Origin of the sequence: Methanohalophilus mahii DSM 5219 (assembly GCF_000025865.1) — an archaeon.
Taxonomy (GTDB): domain Archaea; phylum Halobacteriota; class Methanosarcinia; order Methanosarcinales; family Methanosarcinaceae; genus Methanohalophilus; species Methanohalophilus mahii.
The window spans coordinates 700,390-716,982 of sequence record NC_014002.1; the positions used below are offsets into that span (position 1 = coordinate 700,390).

Here is a 16,593-nt window from a genome sequence, read left to right on the forward strand (position 1 = left end):
GTGCCAAGGTGGCGGAGCGGCTACGCAATCGCCTGCAGAGCGATTCCATCCCGGTTCGAATCCGGGCCTTGGCTTTCATCAATTCCATCTCATATAAGTTGAGTACAGCGGCCATAGCGGCAGGGTAACTCCTGTACCCATCCCGAACACAGAAGATAAGCCTGCCAGCGTTGTATACGGTACTAAAGTGCGAGAGCCTTTGGGAACTATACATCGCTGCTGACTCAACTTATTGATACTTACCTTTTCTCAATTCGCACTTTTTCAATATATGTCCTGCAATTATTAATATGTTAGAGAAATCGATATTATGTCTCAAATTCTACAACGATAATTATGTTGAGGTAATGATGGGTGAAGAGTAAAAGATAGATTGAATGAATTCAATAAAGGAATATGGTTTATTTGCCTGATATTCCTTCAATCATCTGTTTACCTTCTTCAGTAGCACTATATATTATCCAATTTCCTTCTCTGGTTCCTTTAATAATACCACTTCCACTTAATATTGAAAGGTGGTATGATAACTTTGAATCAGATACTTTCAGAATATGCTTTATAATGCATACACAAAGGGGTTGGCTGGCTACCATATATAATATTTTCAACCTGAGTGGGGATGATAATGCATGGTGAATCTCACTCCATCGCTTTAATTCATCTTCAGGAGGCATTTTTTTATAAAGGTTGTCCACTCCTCCCTTATATTCTATTTCGCATTTTATGGGTTCGGGAATAATCATTTTTTCACCTGCTACAATAAATACTGAACTGGGATATATTGTCTTCCTCCTTTACACATTTTTCCATTACCATTCAAATACACATATATACTATCACCGGTATTTATTGCTCCCATGACCGCTGTATTCGAAATACTGCAAAAAGACGCAGCTGGCCGTATTGGTAGACTGCATACACCACATGGTGTTGTTGAAACACCAACGGTTATGCCAGTGATAAATCCCAATATAAACACAATACCCTCTTCTGAAATGCACCAGTTTGGTGCACAAATACTTATTACAAATTCATATATCATTTCCCGTAAGGAAGTACTCAGAAAAGTAGCATTGGAAAAAGGTCTGCATCATCTTCTGGATTTTGATGGTCCGATCATGACAGATTCAGGTTCCTTTCAACTATCCGTTTATGGGGATGTTGAAGTAACGAATGAGCAGATTATAGAGTTCCAAAAAAACATTGGTTCTGATATTGCAGTTCCCCTTGACATTCCAACTCCTCCTGATGTCTCTTATAAAAGGGCAGAAGAAGAACTTGAAACTACTCTTGAAAGAGTGATTGCAGCCAGAGAAATAGTAACGGACGATATGCTTTTGGCGGGTCCTGTACAGGGCTCCACTCATCTGGACCTCAGGGTCCACAGTGCCAAATCTCTTTCAAAATATGCCTTTGATGTATATCCTATCGGAGCTGTGGTTCCACTCATGGAATCCTACCGTTATGCGGAACTGGTTGATATTGTTATTTCTTCTAAAAAAGGTCTTGATCCCGTAAAACCGGTCCATCTATTTGGTGCCGGTCATCCAATGATGTTTGCTCTTGCTGTATCAATGGGATGTGACTTATTTGATTCAGCAGCTTATGCCCTATATGCAAAAGCAGGACGCTATATAACTGTTGCCGGGACCACTCATCTCAAAGATCTTCAATATCTTCCATGTAATTGTCCGGTGTGTTCTGCTCATACCGCATCGGAAATTAAATCCGCTTCCAACTCCAAGGAATTACTTGCAAGACACAATTTATATGTGACATTTGCAGAAATTCGCAACATCAAGCAGGCAATAAGGGAAGGTAATTTGTTAGAGCTAGTTGAACAGCGGTGCAGGAGCCATCCTTCAATGTTGTCAGCTCTTAAAAGATTATACAAGTACACCCCATGGCTTGAAAGACTTGATCCGTTTTCCAAATCCACTTTCTTCTATACCGGACCCGAATCTTCAAAAAGGCCGGAAGTTGTGCGATTTAAAGAAAGAATTGGCCGCTTTAATCTGAATGGTAAAATTCTCATACGCTCGAAATCTGTGAAAGGCGAAGCAACTTATGATCACGTCCTGAATTTCAAACCTCCGTTTGGAGCATATCCTGTTGAACTCTCTGAAGTATATCCTTTCAATGCGGAAATCCCTGGCGAAATGGATCCAGGTGCAATAGGTGTGGCGTTACAAAACGTAATAGAACTCATTAATAAAAACAGGAATGGAGTATTCTATTTGAATCTCCCTGAACAGTACACTGTTCATTCACTTTATGAAAATCTCAAGAAGATCGCCATTCCTTTAGATGAAATGCCCAATGAAAATCTTTAACTAAACTGACAGAAATCACGGATTTGAATCTTATCCTGGGTGATTTACTTGGTATCTACAACTGGATCAAAGTCCCGCAACCCCTATCTGGAACTACTCAGACCTGAAATAGCTGATATGGATCTTGCCCTGCCGGCAGCAAGTGCATTGCTTGCATCATATATGTATGCCGGAAACCTACCTTCTGTTTTGCCTTTCATTATTGCAATTATTGGTGGTTATGCTGCTATAACAAGTTCTTATGTGTTCAATGACTGCTGTGATATTGATATAGATAAGATCAATCTGCCCGAAAGGCCCATTGCATCTTCCACTCTCACTCAGGAACAGGGGCTAAAATATGCCTTTATTCTTGTAGTGATTGCATCAATAGCAGCCCTGTACCTGAATCCCGAGTCTTTTGTGGTACTTGTGATAGCAGTTAGTACTATAAGCATATATTCAAAATTTGCTAAAAGATCTACCTACTTAAGTTTTGTACCAGTGGGTATTGCATACGGGCTTGTGCCGATTGGTATTTGGCTTGCTTTTGATCCCGCGGGAATTTTAAAGGGTACGGATACTTCTATTCTTCCCCTACCCGGGATTTTCCTGGGAATTATGATGTGTGTAACTGATTGGGGTTTCACTCTTTCCGGCGTGTCCAGGGATGTGGAAGGTGACCGGGCTAAAGGTGCTCCTACATTCCCTGTAGTATTTGGTGTGTATGCAACATCTAAATTGGTGACTGGCTGTTGGATTATAGGTGTAATTTCTTCTCTCATAATAGGTTGGACTGCACAACTTGGTCCGATTTTTTTCACAGGGGCAATTCTTGCGGGGCTATGGATGATTATTCAGTCCGTTGATTTTATCAAAAATCCTCTGCCTGAAAGAGGTGGAATGCTTTTCCTTCAGGGTTCTCGTTACAGGGGCGTAATGTTTGGCTCCCTGATAATTGATGTAATCCTGTCTATAGTTTCTGAGGGTTATGTGAATATTCTATGGTGATTTATAATGGATGCTGATGTCATTGTAGTTGGTGCTTCTCCTGCCGGCTTAGCTGCTTCCAGGGAAGTATCAGAGCAGGGTTTGGATGTCCTTTTACTGGACAAACAAGAAGTATTGGGTGAAAACACACATCCTGCTAACACTTTTTTTAAAGGAATGTTTGACAGGGCCGGGGAGAGTGTGGATGATTCATATGTCCTCAAAAATTTAAGAGGTGCTAACATTGTTGCCCCTTCCGGATCCTATGTGGAAGTCGAAAGTCCCGCTTATTTTCTGGACCGCCCTGCATTTGACCGACACTACATAAAAAAAACCAGAGATTCAGGTGTTGATATTGCAACGTCAGTTGAAGCATATAATGTATTGAAAAATGATGATGGTGTTTCTGTGAGTACTTCGCAGGGTATCTTCGATTCAAAACTTGTAATCATCTCAGATGGGATCAATTCCAAACTTGCTTCTCTTTGTGGCCTTTCTGCAATGAAACATCCGGATGATATAGGTTGGGCTATGGAGGCAGAGGTAGAAGGCGATGGGATCGGTGAGCCGGACATGTTTGAATATTTCGTGGGAAGCGTGGCTCCCGGATGGAAATCAACTTATTCTCCCTGTGGGGGTGACAGGGCAACCCTGGGTGTCTATGTAAGAAGGCATGGTAGGGATGTATCTTCCTTTTTTGATAGGTGGGTGGATAAATTCAAGCGGATGAAGGGTTTGTCAAACTTAAGCATAGGTGAAGTGAAAACCGGAGGAGACCCTATCGCTACTATTCCAAACCAGATGGTTGCTGATGGTATTATGCTGACAGGAGGAGCATCCGGACAATCCGGCATTGGCTATTCCATACACGGTGGCAAAATGTGTGGAAAAGTTGCTGCTGAAAGTATACAGGAGGTAAATACCTCTGCTCGTTTCCTGTCCCGTTATTCACGTATGTGGGCAAAGGAATACAGGACTGAGTATTATTTGGGCAGAATGGCACTTGAAACGCTCCGCAAAATGGATGACAGGGAGATCGATGATATGATGGAACTTTTCAAGCAAGAGAATTTGTCCTTCCTTCAGGGTTCCTCGCTTCAAAAAGCATTACAGGTATCTCTTTTCATGTTCAAAAGGAAACCTTCATCACTTCTTGGATTCAGTGCATTCCTGAGAAACAGGTGATGTGTGGTACCATGAAATACGATTTTTATACAAATCCCTTCTTCAAGGTTTATGCGACTGTTGAAAACGGACATGTCAATATGCATACTTCAGGTCTTGCATCAAAAGCAGTGAAACCGCTGCTATCAGATATGCTGTATATGTTCGATGGTTCCAAGCCTGCTCTTGTAAATGGTGACTCTCTTGTATTTTCCACCTGGATGCCTCCAATCCCTGGAAGGGCTTTTGACAGGTTGGTTTCCAGTCAGATGGGATATATGAGGGGGAAAATGGTTCCAGAACAGGTGACAATTTCTATCACTGAGGAATGTCCTAACAGGTGTCTGCATTGTGCACTACCCGATACAAATAACAGGACATCTCTTTCTCCTGAGATTGTAAAAAATGCTATCGATCAGTGTCTGGAAATAGGTTCAACTTTAATTATTTTTGATGGGGGCGAGCCTCTGCTATATAATGGACTTGAAGATCTCATTAACTATGTTGATAATGAGAAGGCAATAAGCGGCATGTTTACTTCAGGTGTGGGTCTGGATTTTGCAAAAGCCCTGGCATTAAAAGAAGCAGGTCTGAATATGCTCAGTGTCAGTCTGGATAGTGCATTTGAAGCAAACCATGACAGGATGCGTGGCAGGACAGGTGTTTACAGGGCTGCTATATCTGCTATAGAGAATGCCCTTGATGTCGGATTAATGATAAATATCTATGTTGTAATTTCTCCTTCGAATATCGATGAGCTGGACGATTTCTACCAACTTGCAAAGGACATGGGTGTACATGAGATCACCTTTTTTGAGATCGTGCCCACGGGTCGATGGTTTGACCATAAGGATGATCTTCTCTCATCCAGAGGCATGCAAAAATTCAATGATTTTATTGAGCGTTCAAACAATATGGATGGACCTCGTGTATTTTCGGTTCCTCATGTATTGCGCAAAATGGGATGCTTTGCGGGTAAAAAATGGTTACATATAACTCCTGAAGGAAATGTCAGTCCATGTGCATGCATACCAATTTCGGTGGGTAACATACATGAAGAAAAAATAAGTAGAATATGGGATAGAATCCGGAAAGATTCTGTCTATAAAGCAAAAACCTGCCTTATGCGGGATGATAATTACAGAAATCAATACGTCCTTAAATAATATATAAAATATAATCAGGGTTTCCCCTGATCATCATTTTCATTCTTATAGAAGACCGGACTTCTGGAGAGTCATGAGGTTTTCTGTAGTAAGTTTCTCGCCGGATTTGAACTTATCAAATATATCCTCGGCATCCTTACGGACTTCTTCCATATCTGCGCCTTTCTTGCCACCATCTTTCTTCTTGAGTTTGCGAAGTTCTTTGTCAATATCCCGGATTTCCTTCTGAGCTGCAATGAAAGCCTTGTGCTGTTCATCTGCTTTTTCCTGGATTTGTACAAACTCTTTATGTGCAGTATCGGATTCCGCGCGTATCTTATCCGCTTCTTTGAAAGTGGTAATCATCTTGTCATGATATTCCTGAGCTTTCTGAGCATATTCAGAAAGGGTTGAATGGTAGCCGGAAGCCTCTTCCCTGATTTCCTGTGCTTCCGTAAGCAGATCATTTAGCTCAGTGTTACTTTCAATTTGCTTTTTCTTTGTATCGTAAAGTTTCCTGAGTTCGGATATCTTGTTGACCAGTTCCTTTTCTTTTGATGGTGTAAGCACTTCGGTCTGCTGTGAGAATTCCAGTCTGTCGATATCCTTGCGAATCTCTTTCAGGGATGGTCCAGTAAGATTATTGGCACTTCTGAGCTCATCAACTTTTCCAAAAAGTTCATTTGCCTTCTCATTGGTCTTATCACGAAGGTCCTTGAATTCCTGGACTTTTTCGTTGTTTTCATCACGAAGTTTTTTGTATTCCTGTGCTTCATTGATAAGATCTTTGGTCCTTTTGTTGAGCTCATTGCGGTTTGATGCAAGTGTACTTGCCTGTGCATTAAGTTCATTACGTTTATTCTTGTGTTCTTCAGAGGCGTCCCTCAGATCTTTCCTTTTGTCTTTCAGTTCTTTTTGCATGTTCGATATATCCTCCCGGTCCAGCAAATGTAGCTGGCATTTCATGCATTTCTAATGCACGATACTTCAGGATTCACTTTATTGTAGTGAATCAATCACGGAGATTAAGGCCCTAAGGTCTTTCTTCGAAATTATGACATCTGCATGTTGATGGAGAATTGGTTTTGGATTGAATGCGATTGAATAACCTGCTCTCTTAAATATACAGACATCATTTGCCCCATCTCCTACCACGATACAATCTTCGGGCAGGAAGCCATTCTTTCTGGCAATTTCTTCAAAGGCAAATTCCTTTGAAAGGTTTTGTGTCATGGGGCCAGACACTACACCTGTCAGATATCCATTTTTCACCTCTAGAGTGTTGGCATATACGTAATCGATGTTGAGTAATTTTGCAACCCTGTCAGAGGAAAGTGTAAATCCTCCGGATAACATTGCAGTTTTGTATCCAAGTGATTGTACATGCTCGAGGAGTTCTTTTGCACCAGGCATCAGTTCGATCTTTTCAACCGCTTCCGTTGCCTTTGTTATTTCCAGACCTTTAAGAAGCTTCACTCTTTCCAGAAGAGCCAGGTTGTAGTCCAGTTCTCCTCTCATTGTGCGATCTGTAATCTGTGAAACTTTGTCTGCCACTCCTGCAGCAAGTGCAAGCTCATCGATACACTCAGCATCTATTAGGGTGCTGTCCATATCAAAAATAATCAGTTTAGAAAATTTTCTGTTAGAATTGCTGGCTAAAGTCACTTCATCAAACCTGATCATTTGAGATAATAATAGAGGTATGTAGGAAATATGGCTGTAGATTAGTCACATTGCTTTTAACTTTTTCGGATAAAAAGATCTGCTATTCCCAGTCTTGTTTAACAATTTAGTACTGTTATGTGTAATTCCAAAAATAATATATGCTACGTAGTTATTTTCCCTCTGTGATTATTATGGTAAAAGTAGGATTTATCAAATTGGGTAACTTGGGTATGAGCCAGGTAATTGACCTTGTACAGGATGAAATTGCAGCCAGGGAAGGTATCACCACCCGCGTATTTGGTACTGGCCCCAAAATGGACAAAGAAACAGCAGCTTCTACTGAAGAATTGAAGGCATGGGACCCTGACTTTGTTGTAATGATCAGTCCCAATGCAAGTGCACCGGGTCCCAAATCTGCCCGTGAGTTATGGAAGGATTATCCATGTATTGTTGTCTCTGACGGACCTACCAAGAAAGATGACAGACAGGCTCTTGAGGATGCAGGTTTCGGTTACATTATAATGACCGTTGATCCTCTTATCGGTGCCAAGACAGAGTTCTTGGATGCTGTTGAAATGGCTTCTTTTAACTCTGATGCAATGAAGGTCCTTTCCACTTGTGGTGTTGTCAGGCTTCTTCAGGAAGAACTGGATGCAGTAACTGCTCAGGTCGATGAAGGCAAATCTGGTGCAGACCTTGAACTTCCACACATTCTTGCAAAACCACAGAAATGCATTGAACGTGCTGGTTTCAATAATCCTTATGCTAAAGCAAAAGGTCTTGCAGCCCTCCACATGGCAAGTAAGGTTGCTGAAGTAAACATGCCAGCCTGCTTTATCCTTAAAGAGATTGAAGATGTCACCCTTACTGCCGCAACAGGCCATGAACTCATGCGTGCAGCCTCCCAACTTGCAATTGAAGCCAGGGAAATCGAGAAAGCCAATGATTCTGTGTTCAGGCAGCCTCATTCCAAGAAAGGTTTCCAGCTTCAGAAAACAAAACTTTATGAAAAACCACAGAAAGTGTGAACTCACTTTCTTTTCTCATTTTTAAAACATGGATCCACTGACAATTGTTATCATTGCACTAGTTGTCTTTGTAATGGCAGTGCTTTTAACAGCCTTTTTCTTAAAATCTGCGATATTGATGTCACAGCAGCAAAAAGAGAATATAAACCTAAAAGAAAAGAAATAATATATTTCTATATGTTTCATTTCGGGCAGGACTTATCTATTAGTATAAACATATACTATGCTAGTTGGTATAGTTTATATTAGATTTTTAAACGCAGGTGGTTTTTTGTCGGAAACAGATTACAAAAGTGATGTACATATTATCACAGAGAAAGTAAAATCCGAAGAGCCTCTTTTAATTGAAGGGTTCCCTGGTATCGGGCTTGTGGGTAATATTGCAAGTCAGCAAATAATTGAAGAACTCGATATGGAATATATAGGTTCCATAGAATCTCGTTATTTCCCTCCCATAGCAGTTCTCTATGAAGGAGTAATCAATATGCCTGTAAGGATATATGAAAATCCGGATCTCAATCTGATAATGGTTGTGTCGGATATCCCCATTAATCCTTCTGTTTCCTATGATGTAAGTAAGGCCCTTGTTGATTGGGCTCAGTCGGTAAATGTAAAGGAAATTATTTCAATTGCCGGAATTGCTACCGCGAGTGAAGAACCCCTTGTGTTCGGTGCTGCTACAACTGAGGAAATGCTGGAGCGCATAAAAGAAAAAGTGGAAATCTTCCAGATGGGTACAATATCGGGTATATCCGGCAGTATTATGGCGGAATGCTTTATGCGTAAACTTCCTGCTATCAGTCTTCTGGGAGCTACACAAACCCAGAATCCGGATCCAAGAGCCGCTGCAGCTGTGATAAAAATACTAAATGACCTGTTTGATTACTCAATAGATACGGAAAGTCTCATCGAGCAGGCCGAAAAGATTGAAGTTGAGATGCAAAAACTAGCAGAAGATGTGCGGACCACCGAACAGCCTTCTTCCACCAGGAAAGAGTTCCCGATGTATGGGTGATATAAATGGAATATGTTGCTTTAACCGGAATCTCTCACGATGTAGTTACAGATCTTAAGAATCATGGCTTAAGGACTATTGAGATTAGAAGTCCTCATAATTTTTTCACGACACTGAATCTAAATGTAGGAGAAAATATTTTCCTTACTTCTACAAGTACACAGGATTTGACTGCAGGCACAAAGGGTATTATTGTAAAACTGATGAAACATCAGGTTTCTACACATCGTATAATTAATGGTACGGATAATTTTTACGAGGAAAGAGAAATGACCATGATACGTATCCAGCTGAAATCTAAATGTGTGGCAAGGGTGAGGAAAGTGCTCTCCAATCAGATTGGGCAGATTACACTGGTTGACGCCGAAGAAATGTCTTTCTATGATGCCCGTTGATCAATCAAAGGTACCCGGGATAATTCCCAGTGCCTTTTCTACTTTTTCCAGCATGTCATAGCGTATTCCGATAGGTACTTCTTCACTACTATACTTGCTGTGTTTTCTGGATCCTTTGCAGCCAAAAGACAGGCTTATTCCTTTATTCAGGGTCCCTGCTACACAATCACTGCATACAGAAGCTGCGCCTATTGTTTGAATATCTGCTGGAGTTCCGTTGTAATAGGCCATCGCCTGGATGATTCGCATTGCTTTTTCCGGTTTCAGGTACAGAATACAAATATCAAATTTTGTACTTTTTTTTGACAAAGGTTCAATTTTCAAAGTCCCGTATTCCTTTTCCAGCCGGCAGAGGGAAAGGACCGCATTTTCTGCGATTTCGTATGATGCGTATCTACCGGAATTGAAATAGTATTCAGCCGGAGGTTGTCTATTTTTATTAAGGATGAATTTGCCAACTCTGCATCTTTGTGCCGTAATCAGGGATTGTTTTCCATATCTTGCATCCGTAATAATTTCGCAGAAGAGTTTCTCTGATACGTCCCCTTTCGTACTGTTCTGGAAAGTAATACAAACCGGATTTCCTTCATCCATAATGTCCTTTATGTTTTTCAACCAATCATGTACCACTGCTTTTACCCCATTTCTTTTTCTCTTCTCCTGCACATCGATGAGCAAGTCTTAATGGTTCAGGCATTTTGCTTCCTTTCAGGCACTTTATTGTTATTTCCAGACAACTTTTGATGGATGTACGATGTCCGACTGTAATTACGATTGGTTTTGTTTCGGACAATACTTTAAGGAGCCAACCTCTTTGTTTTCCTCCATCATACAATGGCTGGGCTTCATTTTCTTTTTGTGGTATTTTTGCCCTGCCACAAAACATTCTTTTTGTGATCCCGATCGTGGGCTTATCCAGGACCACTCCAATATGAGAGGCAAATCCGGCGTTTGCGGGATGGGTGACACCACAGGCATTGATCATAAGCAGGTCAGGTTTGTTGCTGAGCTTTTGATAGGCTCTTATTGTCCCTTCTCCCTCACGAAATGAAAAATACCCTGGTATATAAGGAAAACTTATCTTTCCGATATGAAATGTCCTTTCGACAAATTCCATTGTGGGATATTTTAGTACGACAATACAGCATATCACCAGATTTTTGAAGTAGGTGCAGTCAGCACCCCCAATAAGTTTGATATTTTCAAACCCATCAATGGTGACTACCTTTCTGCCTATTTCTTCCTGCAGATTTCTGAACCACTATAGAGCGGAATCTGACAACGTTTTCATGAAATTTCTGTCTTTATCGTGGTAAACACAGGTCCCCGTATGTCGATTTTCTTGTTTTTGCCGGTCACGTAACGCTGGGCAAGGGGGGAGAGTTTAATATTGATTTCTGCAGGTGTCTTTATTATCCGTGCGCGTGTCTCAATTTCAGTATCGCCCTTTGCAACAGCATCTTCGATCTCGCTTGCTGCCTTTGCTGCCAGTGCTTCAATAAACCTGACACCAGTCCTTGCTGAATGGTTGGAAAATGCTTTTTTCCATTTTTTGTTATCTGGCAATCCCAGGATATCGTTATTGTAAATTACAATCTCATTAAAAGCAGCCGGGCCACAGAGTTTAGTGTCTTCTTCTGGTTCGATGACTGAAACCTTTACATTGTGCCCTTCAATTTCTCCTTCCCACGCAGGGAATTCACAGGGGCTGGGTTCGGATGCATGGGTCTCACACTGCTTAACAATGGCTTCGAATATTTCCCTGCCCTGGGATGATTCGGGTATCATGTCAATTTCGACATGTCTGGCAAGTTCGCTGTCGGACATCTCCCATTCAGAGTACAATTCCATCTGTGGATAGCTCATGCCCCGCAGGTCGGTGGCCTCATGGATGATCATGGCAAGCCTTTCAACCCCAAGGCCCAGATTCATCACTGGATAGGGAATATCATATTTTGAAAGAGGTATCGGGGAGTATATTCCAAAAGTTGCAATTTCTACCCACCCATCTGAATATTTGGTATTGGAACCTACAAGTTTTGGGTGGTATGCAAATACCTCTATCTGGGTATCTGGACTGTAATATTTACTGCGTTTTTCATCTGGCCTGAATTGGAATTTTTCAAAACCAAATTGGGACAACAGGGCCTGTGCAACAGCTTTGCCGTGATCCACAGTCACATCCTCGTCCATGATAACACAGGATGCTGAATAATAGGTCATAAGCCTAGCAGCATCTTCCTGTTGTTCCCGACGGAAGCACCTGTCGATGGAGAACAAATTGAATGGTGGTTCACGGCGTTTGAGAATCTCTGATAGGCTGATGAACCAGCCGGAGGTCATATGGCTGCGCAGGGTACGTTTGCCGGCTTTGGGTGCCAGTTCCTTGAATTCCGGGAACACCTGATCTATTACTTCGACTATGAGGGAATCTGACACGTCCAGCTTTGCGGCCATTTCGGGAACAAGATCATCGCCTTCGATCTCTCCTTTCTTATAGGCGTGCAGGACCTTTCTTATTATATCAATATCTTCTGTGGAAAGGTCTCCCAGCATTTCTTTTATTTTTGATATCCGCTCATCGGATATGCCGGCATTTGGGCGGGGAAGTCCTGCCAGATAGAAACATCTGTCAAGTACGGCCAATGCTTCATGGCCGAATTGTTTGTGCACTTCCTGTTCATCAACAATGATGGGATTCATCATCTCCTCAAAACCCATACGAAGATAGGCTTCCCTGAGTTTTGAAATAGTATCATAAACAGGATGAGGCTTACCATAGTTGATTGATGTTATGGGGTAGCGTTCATTGAACAGGGGCTTTTTGACATACTTTGCGCTATCGTTCCAGGCCCTGTCAAAATCTTCGCTGGCATTTTCTCTTATTTTATCAGGATCGAATTTCATATGAGTTCCCTTTTAAATTTGCTTTATTTCCTGAGAATTTGTCATTAATTTCTGGAATTTATATTGCTGTAATGCATGTGTCAGATCTCCTCTGGTCTTTTCATTCAGGGATCTGAGTACATCCGTGTGTCGCCTGAGGTTTGCGGTAATTACATCGGGATAATCAAACATGATCAAAAACGAATAAATGTTATCCATAATTTGTAAATATTGTTCCCCTTCTGCCACTTTGTCTTCTCTTATCAGATCAAGTACATGCCTTCTCAATTCGCCGCCTGCCTCTGCCAGGCCATTAAGATAGGCTGAATCTTCGATTTCCATCTGCTTGGGGGTTGGAAGTTCCTCAAGTGACTTATTTTCACATAGTAAAGAATAGGTGATAATACATTCCGCATATTCCTGCTGTGCCTGTCCCACAGGTCCTTTGTAATATATTTCAGGGTATTTTCCCAGGGTTTCATTCATTTCCCGGAGATAATTATGAGCAGTCAGGATATTCTTTTCGACAGTATCCCGATCTTTGCGATGAATGGCGATAGTAGTTGTACGGCAGGCTCTTACAAGTTTACGTGACAGGGCCAGACCCTTTTCCCGTGCAGCATCCTTTTCTTCAAAATTTCCAATAAGGATGCCGGTAATAGAATCCATGTTTATTAGGAATTATTTAGATAATAAAAAAAGATACCTGATGAATTATTCATCCACAGGTATTGTTTCAAGCTGACTTGCTACATTCCAGATTAATGTACGGGTATGAAGGGGAATGTTGGGGTCATTGCTGATATCTTCAAGAATGGATATGCTTGAAGAAGCTCTCAGGAAAAGGGCTTCACTGTCATCGTTTAACTTTTCCACGACTTCGGTTGCGGAGCGCCTGATATTTCTTGGGACTGAATTATCGTTTGCTATGTGCTCCAGTACCTGTGTGCATTGCTCTATAACATCTTTAGTATTAACAGACAGCATTTTGATCACCTTGAGTTAATTAGGGGCATAAAATAAGAGTTAGTTCTGTATGTCTAACTAATAATCTCATATAAAAACTTACCCGTTTGTTGGAATCTTATCTTATGGAAGTTGCCTTTTAATTCAGTCAGATTTAAATTCCTGGGTGGACTATTACCTCTTTGTACTGAATGTTGTATTCTGGCTACATATTGTTCTTTTAGTTGTGATGTGATAATAATGGGAAGAAATAATGACGATGCTAAAATAAGAAGAATTTCTAAATTGCTTGAACTGGGTGGCACAATGCTTGCACAACATTGTGATACTTGTGGCTCTCCTTTATTCCGTTATCAGGGTCAGGTCCTATGTCCTCTATGCAATATTGCGGAAGAGGGGGAAGAGGCCCAGGATGAAAAGGTAGAGGAAACTATCCCTTCTGTTGAAACAGAAGTATCCACCGGCAAAAAAGAGGAGTTTGAAGCAGAGAATGTTGAAAGTAAAGCAAAAGTTTCTTCGGAGCAACCTGATACTCACCTTCATGAACCGGTGTCCGATGCATTGCATGCTGAAAGGAAGGTTGCAGGTTCCCTTGAGCAATTGATTGAATCCAAACTTGTTGAAATAGCAAAAAATATTCAATCAGAAACTGATCCTCGGAGAGTAGAAGATGCTTTTGATCTTATAGAGAGGGGAGTTACCATTCTGGAAAGGATAAGACATAATTCCTGATCTTATCCTTTATATTCGCTACAAACCACTTCTCTTATACGTGCAGCGGTTTTAGGGCCAATGAGTTTCACTTCCCTGAGTTCTTCTTCGCAAGCCTTCATAACGGCTTCCACAGATCCAAAATGTTCTAGCAGGTTGCGTGCTGCCTGTGGTCCAAGCTGGGGTATTGCGGATACAATATATTCCTGCTGTTTCGAAAGGATAGGAGCAGCCTTTTTCCCGTGGGGATTGATAGGTTTTTTATCCTTTCCCTGCTGTCTTTTTGCTATCTGGAGTATGAGGGCTGCTGTTTCTTCTGCGTCTCTGGTATGGAGAATAGTTGTTTCAAAATCCATTGATATTGATAACATTGCACCGTAAATTGAAGAGGGATTGATACGCCGGGCGTTGAATAGTCCACCCCCTTCGATAATCAGGATGGTTTTTTCATAAGTGCGTGTCAGGTTTGAAATCTGCTCAAAGAGCTTCCCCTCTATAAGTGAATTAACGAAATCCCCGCTTTCCTTTCTCTCGATAGCGATATTCTCACTGACAACGTAATCTCCCACTTCGAGAGTTCTTACACTAAGGGACGCACCTGCTTTTTGTAGATTGCGTGTTACAGTACTTCGTATCTCTCTTTGGTCCGCCACGACTTCCGGTCCGCTTTCATCTGCAGGTTCCACATTGTTGTCGAAATCCTCAAGACTGCGCTGCTTTTCTTTTATGAAAGCATTTTCTTGTTCATCTGTGGCTAGTGTTTCCTGGAGTTGTTTGATATTGCCCTGCATCTTCTTTTCCCGGTTTGCACTGCTCCAGTAGTAGCCTTCATCCCGGGTTCCCTTCGTTACCAGAACTACAACCCTGCCGGCATGTTTGCGGCCGGTTCTCCCCTTTCTCTGGATACTGCGTATTTCCGAGGGGATTGGTTCATAAAAAACAACCAGGTCTGTTGCAGGTATGTCCAGTCCCTCTTCAGCAACGGAAGTTGCAACAAGTACATTGAAGTTACCCTGTTTGAAATGATCAATTATTTCGACCTGTTGTTTCTGGGTTAGTCCTTTGTCTTTGTATTTTGAACTCTGCCCTACGAATTTCACTGGATTTATATCTTCAATCTCTGATAGTGCATCTGTTACCATTTCTGCGGTATCCCTGAAATTGGTAAAAACGATCACTCTTGAATCTGGATTGGAGGTTAATTGTTCTTTTACAATGTTACACACGGTTTCAAGCTTGGGATGCTCTGCGCCGCACTCTTTAAGACGATGGGATAATTGCCTCATGAACAGGTCTTCCATGAGTCTTTTAGAAGCCTTACTCGCTCCCTTTGTACAGGCTTCCCTTTCCAGGCGGTCCACATATCTGGCAAGAGCACCCACACCCTGGGTTTCAATTACTTCTATTGCATGGCCTGCTTTGAGGATTTCTGCCATGAGGGATATGGAACTGTATACGGAAGGATCGGGGTTTCCACTTCTGAGCTGGCCCTGCATTTTTCTTTGAAGTCCCAGTAGTTCCTTTTTTGAGGTTTTTTTCCCGTAGGGCAGTCTGTATCCCAGTTCATCCAGTTTTTGAATCCTGTCTTCCAGGACTTTATCAAGCAAACCTTTAAGGCTTTGCATTTCATCGGGCAATTTTAAGTGAACCCATTCGACTTGTTTATGGTGGATATAAGGGGCAACATCAGAATCGTCTTCTGTTTTGACTGCCACCTTTTCGATATGCAGACTCTCACAGACCTCTGCTATCTTTTCATCAGAGCTGCCCGGGCTTGCAGTAATTGCCAGGCACAGGGGTTCTTTTGCCTGGTTGAAATATTCCTCTGCAATGTAGGTATATGAATAGTTTCCAACAGCACGGTGTGCTTCGTCGAATGTTATGTGGGCCACATCCCGAAGACTGATCCTTTTTGTGAGCAGGTCGTTCTCGATAACCTGTGGTGTGGATACTATTACCCTGCCCTTTTCCCACATCTTTTCTCTCTTTGCAGGAGGAAGATTTCCCGTAAAAGTCATCACTTCTTCAGGTTTCAGGTTTAGCATCTGGCTAAAAAAAGCTGCGTGTTGTTCGACCAGTGGTTTTGTGGGTGATAGCATCACCACTTTTTTTCCCGTGGTCTCCAGTCTTGATGCCATAACAAGCAGGGCTACTATTGTTTTGCCCAGTCCTGTGGGAAGGACTACCAGTGTAGAGGAGGAAAGCGCTTTGCCTGCCAGGTCAAGCTGATAGAGACGTTGTTCTGCAGAATCAGGTTTTATCAGGGGGTGTTGTATGTACTTTACCATATTACCCTTTACTTATCTTTAAAGGGAA

General features: G+C 41.8%; 17 protein-coding genes, 1 tRNA gene and 1 rRNA gene. 10 read left to right on the plus strand and 9 right to left on the minus strand.

Going from position 1 to position 16,593, the window contains the following annotated elements; all coding sequences use genetic code 11:
- The first annotated feature begins 2 nt into the window (after nt 1-2).
- Both MMAH_RS03395 and rrf read left to right on the plus strand, forming a co-directional pair.
- Nucleotides 3-74 (plus strand) — tRNA-Cys (locus MMAH_RS03395).
- Between the two features lie 29 nt (nt 75-103).
- Nucleotides 104-225, plus strand: a 5S ribosomal RNA gene (rrf, locus tag MMAH_RS03400).
- 176 nt (nt 226-401) lie between these two features.
- Here the strand turns inward: rrf and MMAH_RS03405 are convergent.
- On the minus strand, nt 402-743 hold the full coding sequence (locus tag MMAH_RS03405; RefSeq protein ID WP_013037140.1) for an ArsR/SmtB family transcription factor: 342 nt from the start codon (nt 741-743) through the stop codon (nt 402-404).
- Between the two features lie 114 nt (nt 744-857).
- On the opposite strand from MMAH_RS03405, the gene tgtA reads away from it, so the two are divergent.
- The 4 genes from tgtA to MMAH_RS03425 are packed head-to-tail and all read left to right on the plus strand — an operon-like array spanning nt 858 to nt 5,632.
- Nucleotides 858-2,333: a tRNA guanosine(15) transglycosylase TgtA gene (gene tgtA, locus MMAH_RS03410; RefSeq protein WP_013037141.1), complete on the plus strand. Its 1,476-nt coding sequence runs from the start codon at nt 858-860 to the stop codon at nt 2,331-2,333.
- 48 nt (nt 2,334-2,381) lie between these two features.
- Nucleotides 2,382-3,323, plus strand: coding sequence for a UbiA prenyltransferase family protein (locus MMAH_RS03415; protein ID WP_013037142.1), 942 nt, complete (start codon nt 2,382-2,384; stop codon nt 3,321-3,323).
- 6 nt (nt 3,324-3,329) lie between these two features.
- Nucleotides 3,330-4,487, plus strand: coding sequence for an NAD(P)/FAD-dependent oxidoreductase (locus MMAH_RS03420; protein WP_013037143.1), 1,158 nt, complete (start codon nt 3,330-3,332; stop codon nt 4,485-4,487).
- Nucleotides 4,488-4,498: 11 nt separating this feature from the next.
- Nucleotides 4,499-5,632, plus strand: a complete 1,134-nt coding sequence (locus tag MMAH_RS03425) for a radical SAM protein (protein ID WP_157198685.1) — start codon at nt 4,499-4,501, stop codon at nt 5,630-5,632.
- Nucleotides 5,633-5,677: 45 nt separating this feature from the next.
- Here MMAH_RS03425 and MMAH_RS03430 read toward each other — a convergent pair whose 3' ends face one another.
- Nucleotides 5,678-6,532: a coiled-coil protein gene (locus MMAH_RS03430; RefSeq protein WP_013037145.1), complete on the minus strand. Its 855-nt coding sequence runs from the start codon at nt 6,530-6,532 to the stop codon at nt 5,678-5,680.
- Between the two features lie 78 nt (nt 6,533-6,610).
- Entirely contained in the window at nt 6,611-7,294 is a 684-nt protein-coding gene (gene serB, locus MMAH_RS03435; RefSeq protein WP_013037146.1) for a phosphoserine phosphatase SerB, read from the minus strand.
- Nucleotides 7,295-7,467: 173 nt separating this feature from the next.
- Between serB and MMAH_RS03440 the strand changes: the two genes are divergently transcribed.
- The 3 genes from MMAH_RS03440 (at nt 7,468) to MMAH_RS03450 (ending at nt 9,714) form a co-directional block, all read left to right on the plus strand.
- Nucleotides 7,468-8,304 carry a F420-dependent methylenetetrahydromethanopterin dehydrogenase gene (locus MMAH_RS03440; RefSeq protein ID WP_013037147.1) on the plus strand — a complete coding sequence of 279 codons (837 nt, stop codon included), beginning with the start codon at nt 7,468-7,470 and terminating at the stop codon, nt 8,302-8,304.
- 271 nt (nt 8,305-8,575) lie between these two features.
- Entirely contained in the window at nt 8,576-9,319 is a 744-nt protein-coding gene (locus MMAH_RS03445) for a proteasome assembly chaperone family protein (protein WP_048902103.1), read from the plus strand.
- 5 nt (nt 9,320-9,324) lie between these two features.
- Nucleotides 9,325-9,714, plus strand: a complete 390-nt coding sequence (locus MMAH_RS03450; RefSeq protein WP_013037150.1) for a DUF473 domain-containing protein — start codon at nt 9,325-9,327, stop codon at nt 9,712-9,714.
- Here the strand turns inward: MMAH_RS03450 and MMAH_RS03455 are convergent, their stop codons facing one another.
- From MMAH_RS03455 to MMAH_RS03475, 5 genes are read right to left on the minus strand one after another with little or no spacing between them, the layout of a single operon-like run.
- Nucleotides 9,715-10,308 carry a DUF169 domain-containing protein gene (locus tag MMAH_RS03455; RefSeq protein WP_013037151.1) on the minus strand — a complete coding sequence of 198 codons (594 nt, stop codon included), beginning with the start codon at nt 10,306-10,308 and terminating at the stop codon, nt 9,715-9,717.
- 25 nt (nt 10,309-10,333) lie between these two features.
- Nucleotides 10,334-10,963 carry an endonuclease V gene (locus MMAH_RS03460; protein ID WP_083774830.1) on the minus strand — a complete coding sequence of 210 codons (630 nt, stop codon included), beginning with the start codon at nt 10,961-10,963 and terminating at the stop codon, nt 10,334-10,336.
- Nucleotides 10,964-11,001: 38 nt separating this feature from the next.
- Nucleotides 11,002-12,621 (minus strand): O-phosphoserine--tRNA ligase, encoded by a 1,620-nt coding sequence (gene sepS, locus MMAH_RS03465; RefSeq protein ID WP_013037153.1) that lies wholly within the window; start codon nt 12,619-12,621, stop codon nt 11,002-11,004.
- A 12-nt stretch (nt 12,622-12,633) separates the two neighbouring features.
- Entirely contained in the window at nt 12,634-13,269 is a 636-nt protein-coding gene (locus tag MMAH_RS03470; RefSeq protein WP_013037154.1) for a translin family protein, read from the minus strand.
- A 45-nt stretch (nt 13,270-13,314) separates the two neighbouring features.
- Complete coding sequence (locus MMAH_RS03475; protein WP_013037155.1) at nt 13,315-13,587, minus strand: UPF0147 family protein; 273 nt, start codon at nt 13,585-13,587, stop codon at nt 13,315-13,317.
- 219 nt (nt 13,588-13,806) lie between these two features.
- Here MMAH_RS03475 and MMAH_RS03480 point away from each other — a divergent pair, with 219 nt between their 5' ends.
- Nucleotides 13,807-14,298, plus strand: a complete 492-nt coding sequence (locus MMAH_RS03480; protein WP_013037156.1) for an Sjogren's syndrome/scleroderma autoantigen 1 family protein — start codon at nt 13,807-13,809, stop codon at nt 14,296-14,298.
- Nucleotides 14,299-14,300: 2 nt separating this feature from the next.
- On the opposite strand, the gene MMAH_RS03485 is transcribed toward MMAH_RS03480, so the two are convergent.
- Nucleotides 14,301-16,565 (minus strand): DEAD/DEAH box helicase, encoded by a 2,265-nt coding sequence (locus MMAH_RS03485; RefSeq protein ID WP_013037157.1) that lies wholly within the window; start codon nt 16,563-16,565, stop codon nt 14,301-14,303.
- Between the last annotated feature and the right edge of the window lie 28 nt (nt 16,566-16,593).

Excerpts from the sequence above, each read along its gene's own strand:
- MMAH_RS03485 (WP_013037157.1), bottom strand. The coding sequence starts at position 16,565 with ATGGTAAAGTACATACAACACCCCCTGATAAAACCTGATTCTGCAGAA.
- MMAH_RS03405 (WP_013037140.1), bottom strand. The coding sequence starts at position 743 with ATGATTATTCCCGAACCCATAAAATGCGAAATAGAATATAAGGGAGGA.
- MMAH_RS03455 (WP_013037151.1), bottom strand. The coding sequence starts at position 10,308 with ATGGATGAAGGAAATCCGGTTTGTATTACTTTCCAGAACAGTACGAAA.
- MMAH_RS03430 (WP_013037145.1), bottom strand. The coding sequence starts at position 6,532 with ATGCAAAAAGAACTGAAAGACAAAAGGAAAGATCTGAGGGACGCCTCT.
- MMAH_RS03420 (WP_013037143.1), top strand. The coding sequence starts at position 3,330 with ATGGATGCTGATGTCATTGTAGTTGGTGCTTCTCCTGCCGGCTTAGCT.
- sepS (WP_013037153.1), bottom strand. The coding sequence starts at position 12,621 with ATGAAATTCGATCCTGATAAAATAAGAGAAAATGCCAGCGAAGATTTT.
- MMAH_RS03480 (WP_013037156.1), top strand. The coding sequence starts at position 13,807 with ATGGGAAGAAATAATGACGATGCTAAAATAAGAAGAATTTCTAAATTG.
- MMAH_RS03475 (WP_013037155.1), bottom strand. The coding sequence starts at position 13,587 with ATGCTGTCTGTTAATACTAAAGATGTTATAGAGCAATGCACACAGGTA.
- MMAH_RS03440 (WP_013037147.1), top strand. The coding sequence starts at position 7,468 with ATGGTAAAAGTAGGATTTATCAAATTGGGTAACTTGGGTATGAGCCAG.
- tgtA (WP_013037141.1), top strand. The coding sequence starts at position 858 with ATGACCGCTGTATTCGAAATACTGCAAAAAGACGCAGCTGGCCGTATT.
- serB (WP_013037146.1), bottom strand. The coding sequence starts at position 7,294 with ATGATCAGGTTTGATGAAGTGACTTTAGCCAGCAATTCTAACAGAAAA.
- MMAH_RS03425 (WP_157198685.1), top strand. The coding sequence starts at position 4,499 with ATGAAATACGATTTTTATACAAATCCCTTCTTCAAGGTTTATGCGACT.
- MMAH_RS03450 (WP_013037150.1), top strand. The coding sequence starts at position 9,325 with ATGGAATATGTTGCTTTAACCGGAATCTCTCACGATGTAGTTACAGAT.
- MMAH_RS03470 (WP_013037154.1), bottom strand. The coding sequence starts at position 13,269 with ATGGATTCTATTACCGGCATCCTTATTGGAAATTTTGAAGAAAAGGAT.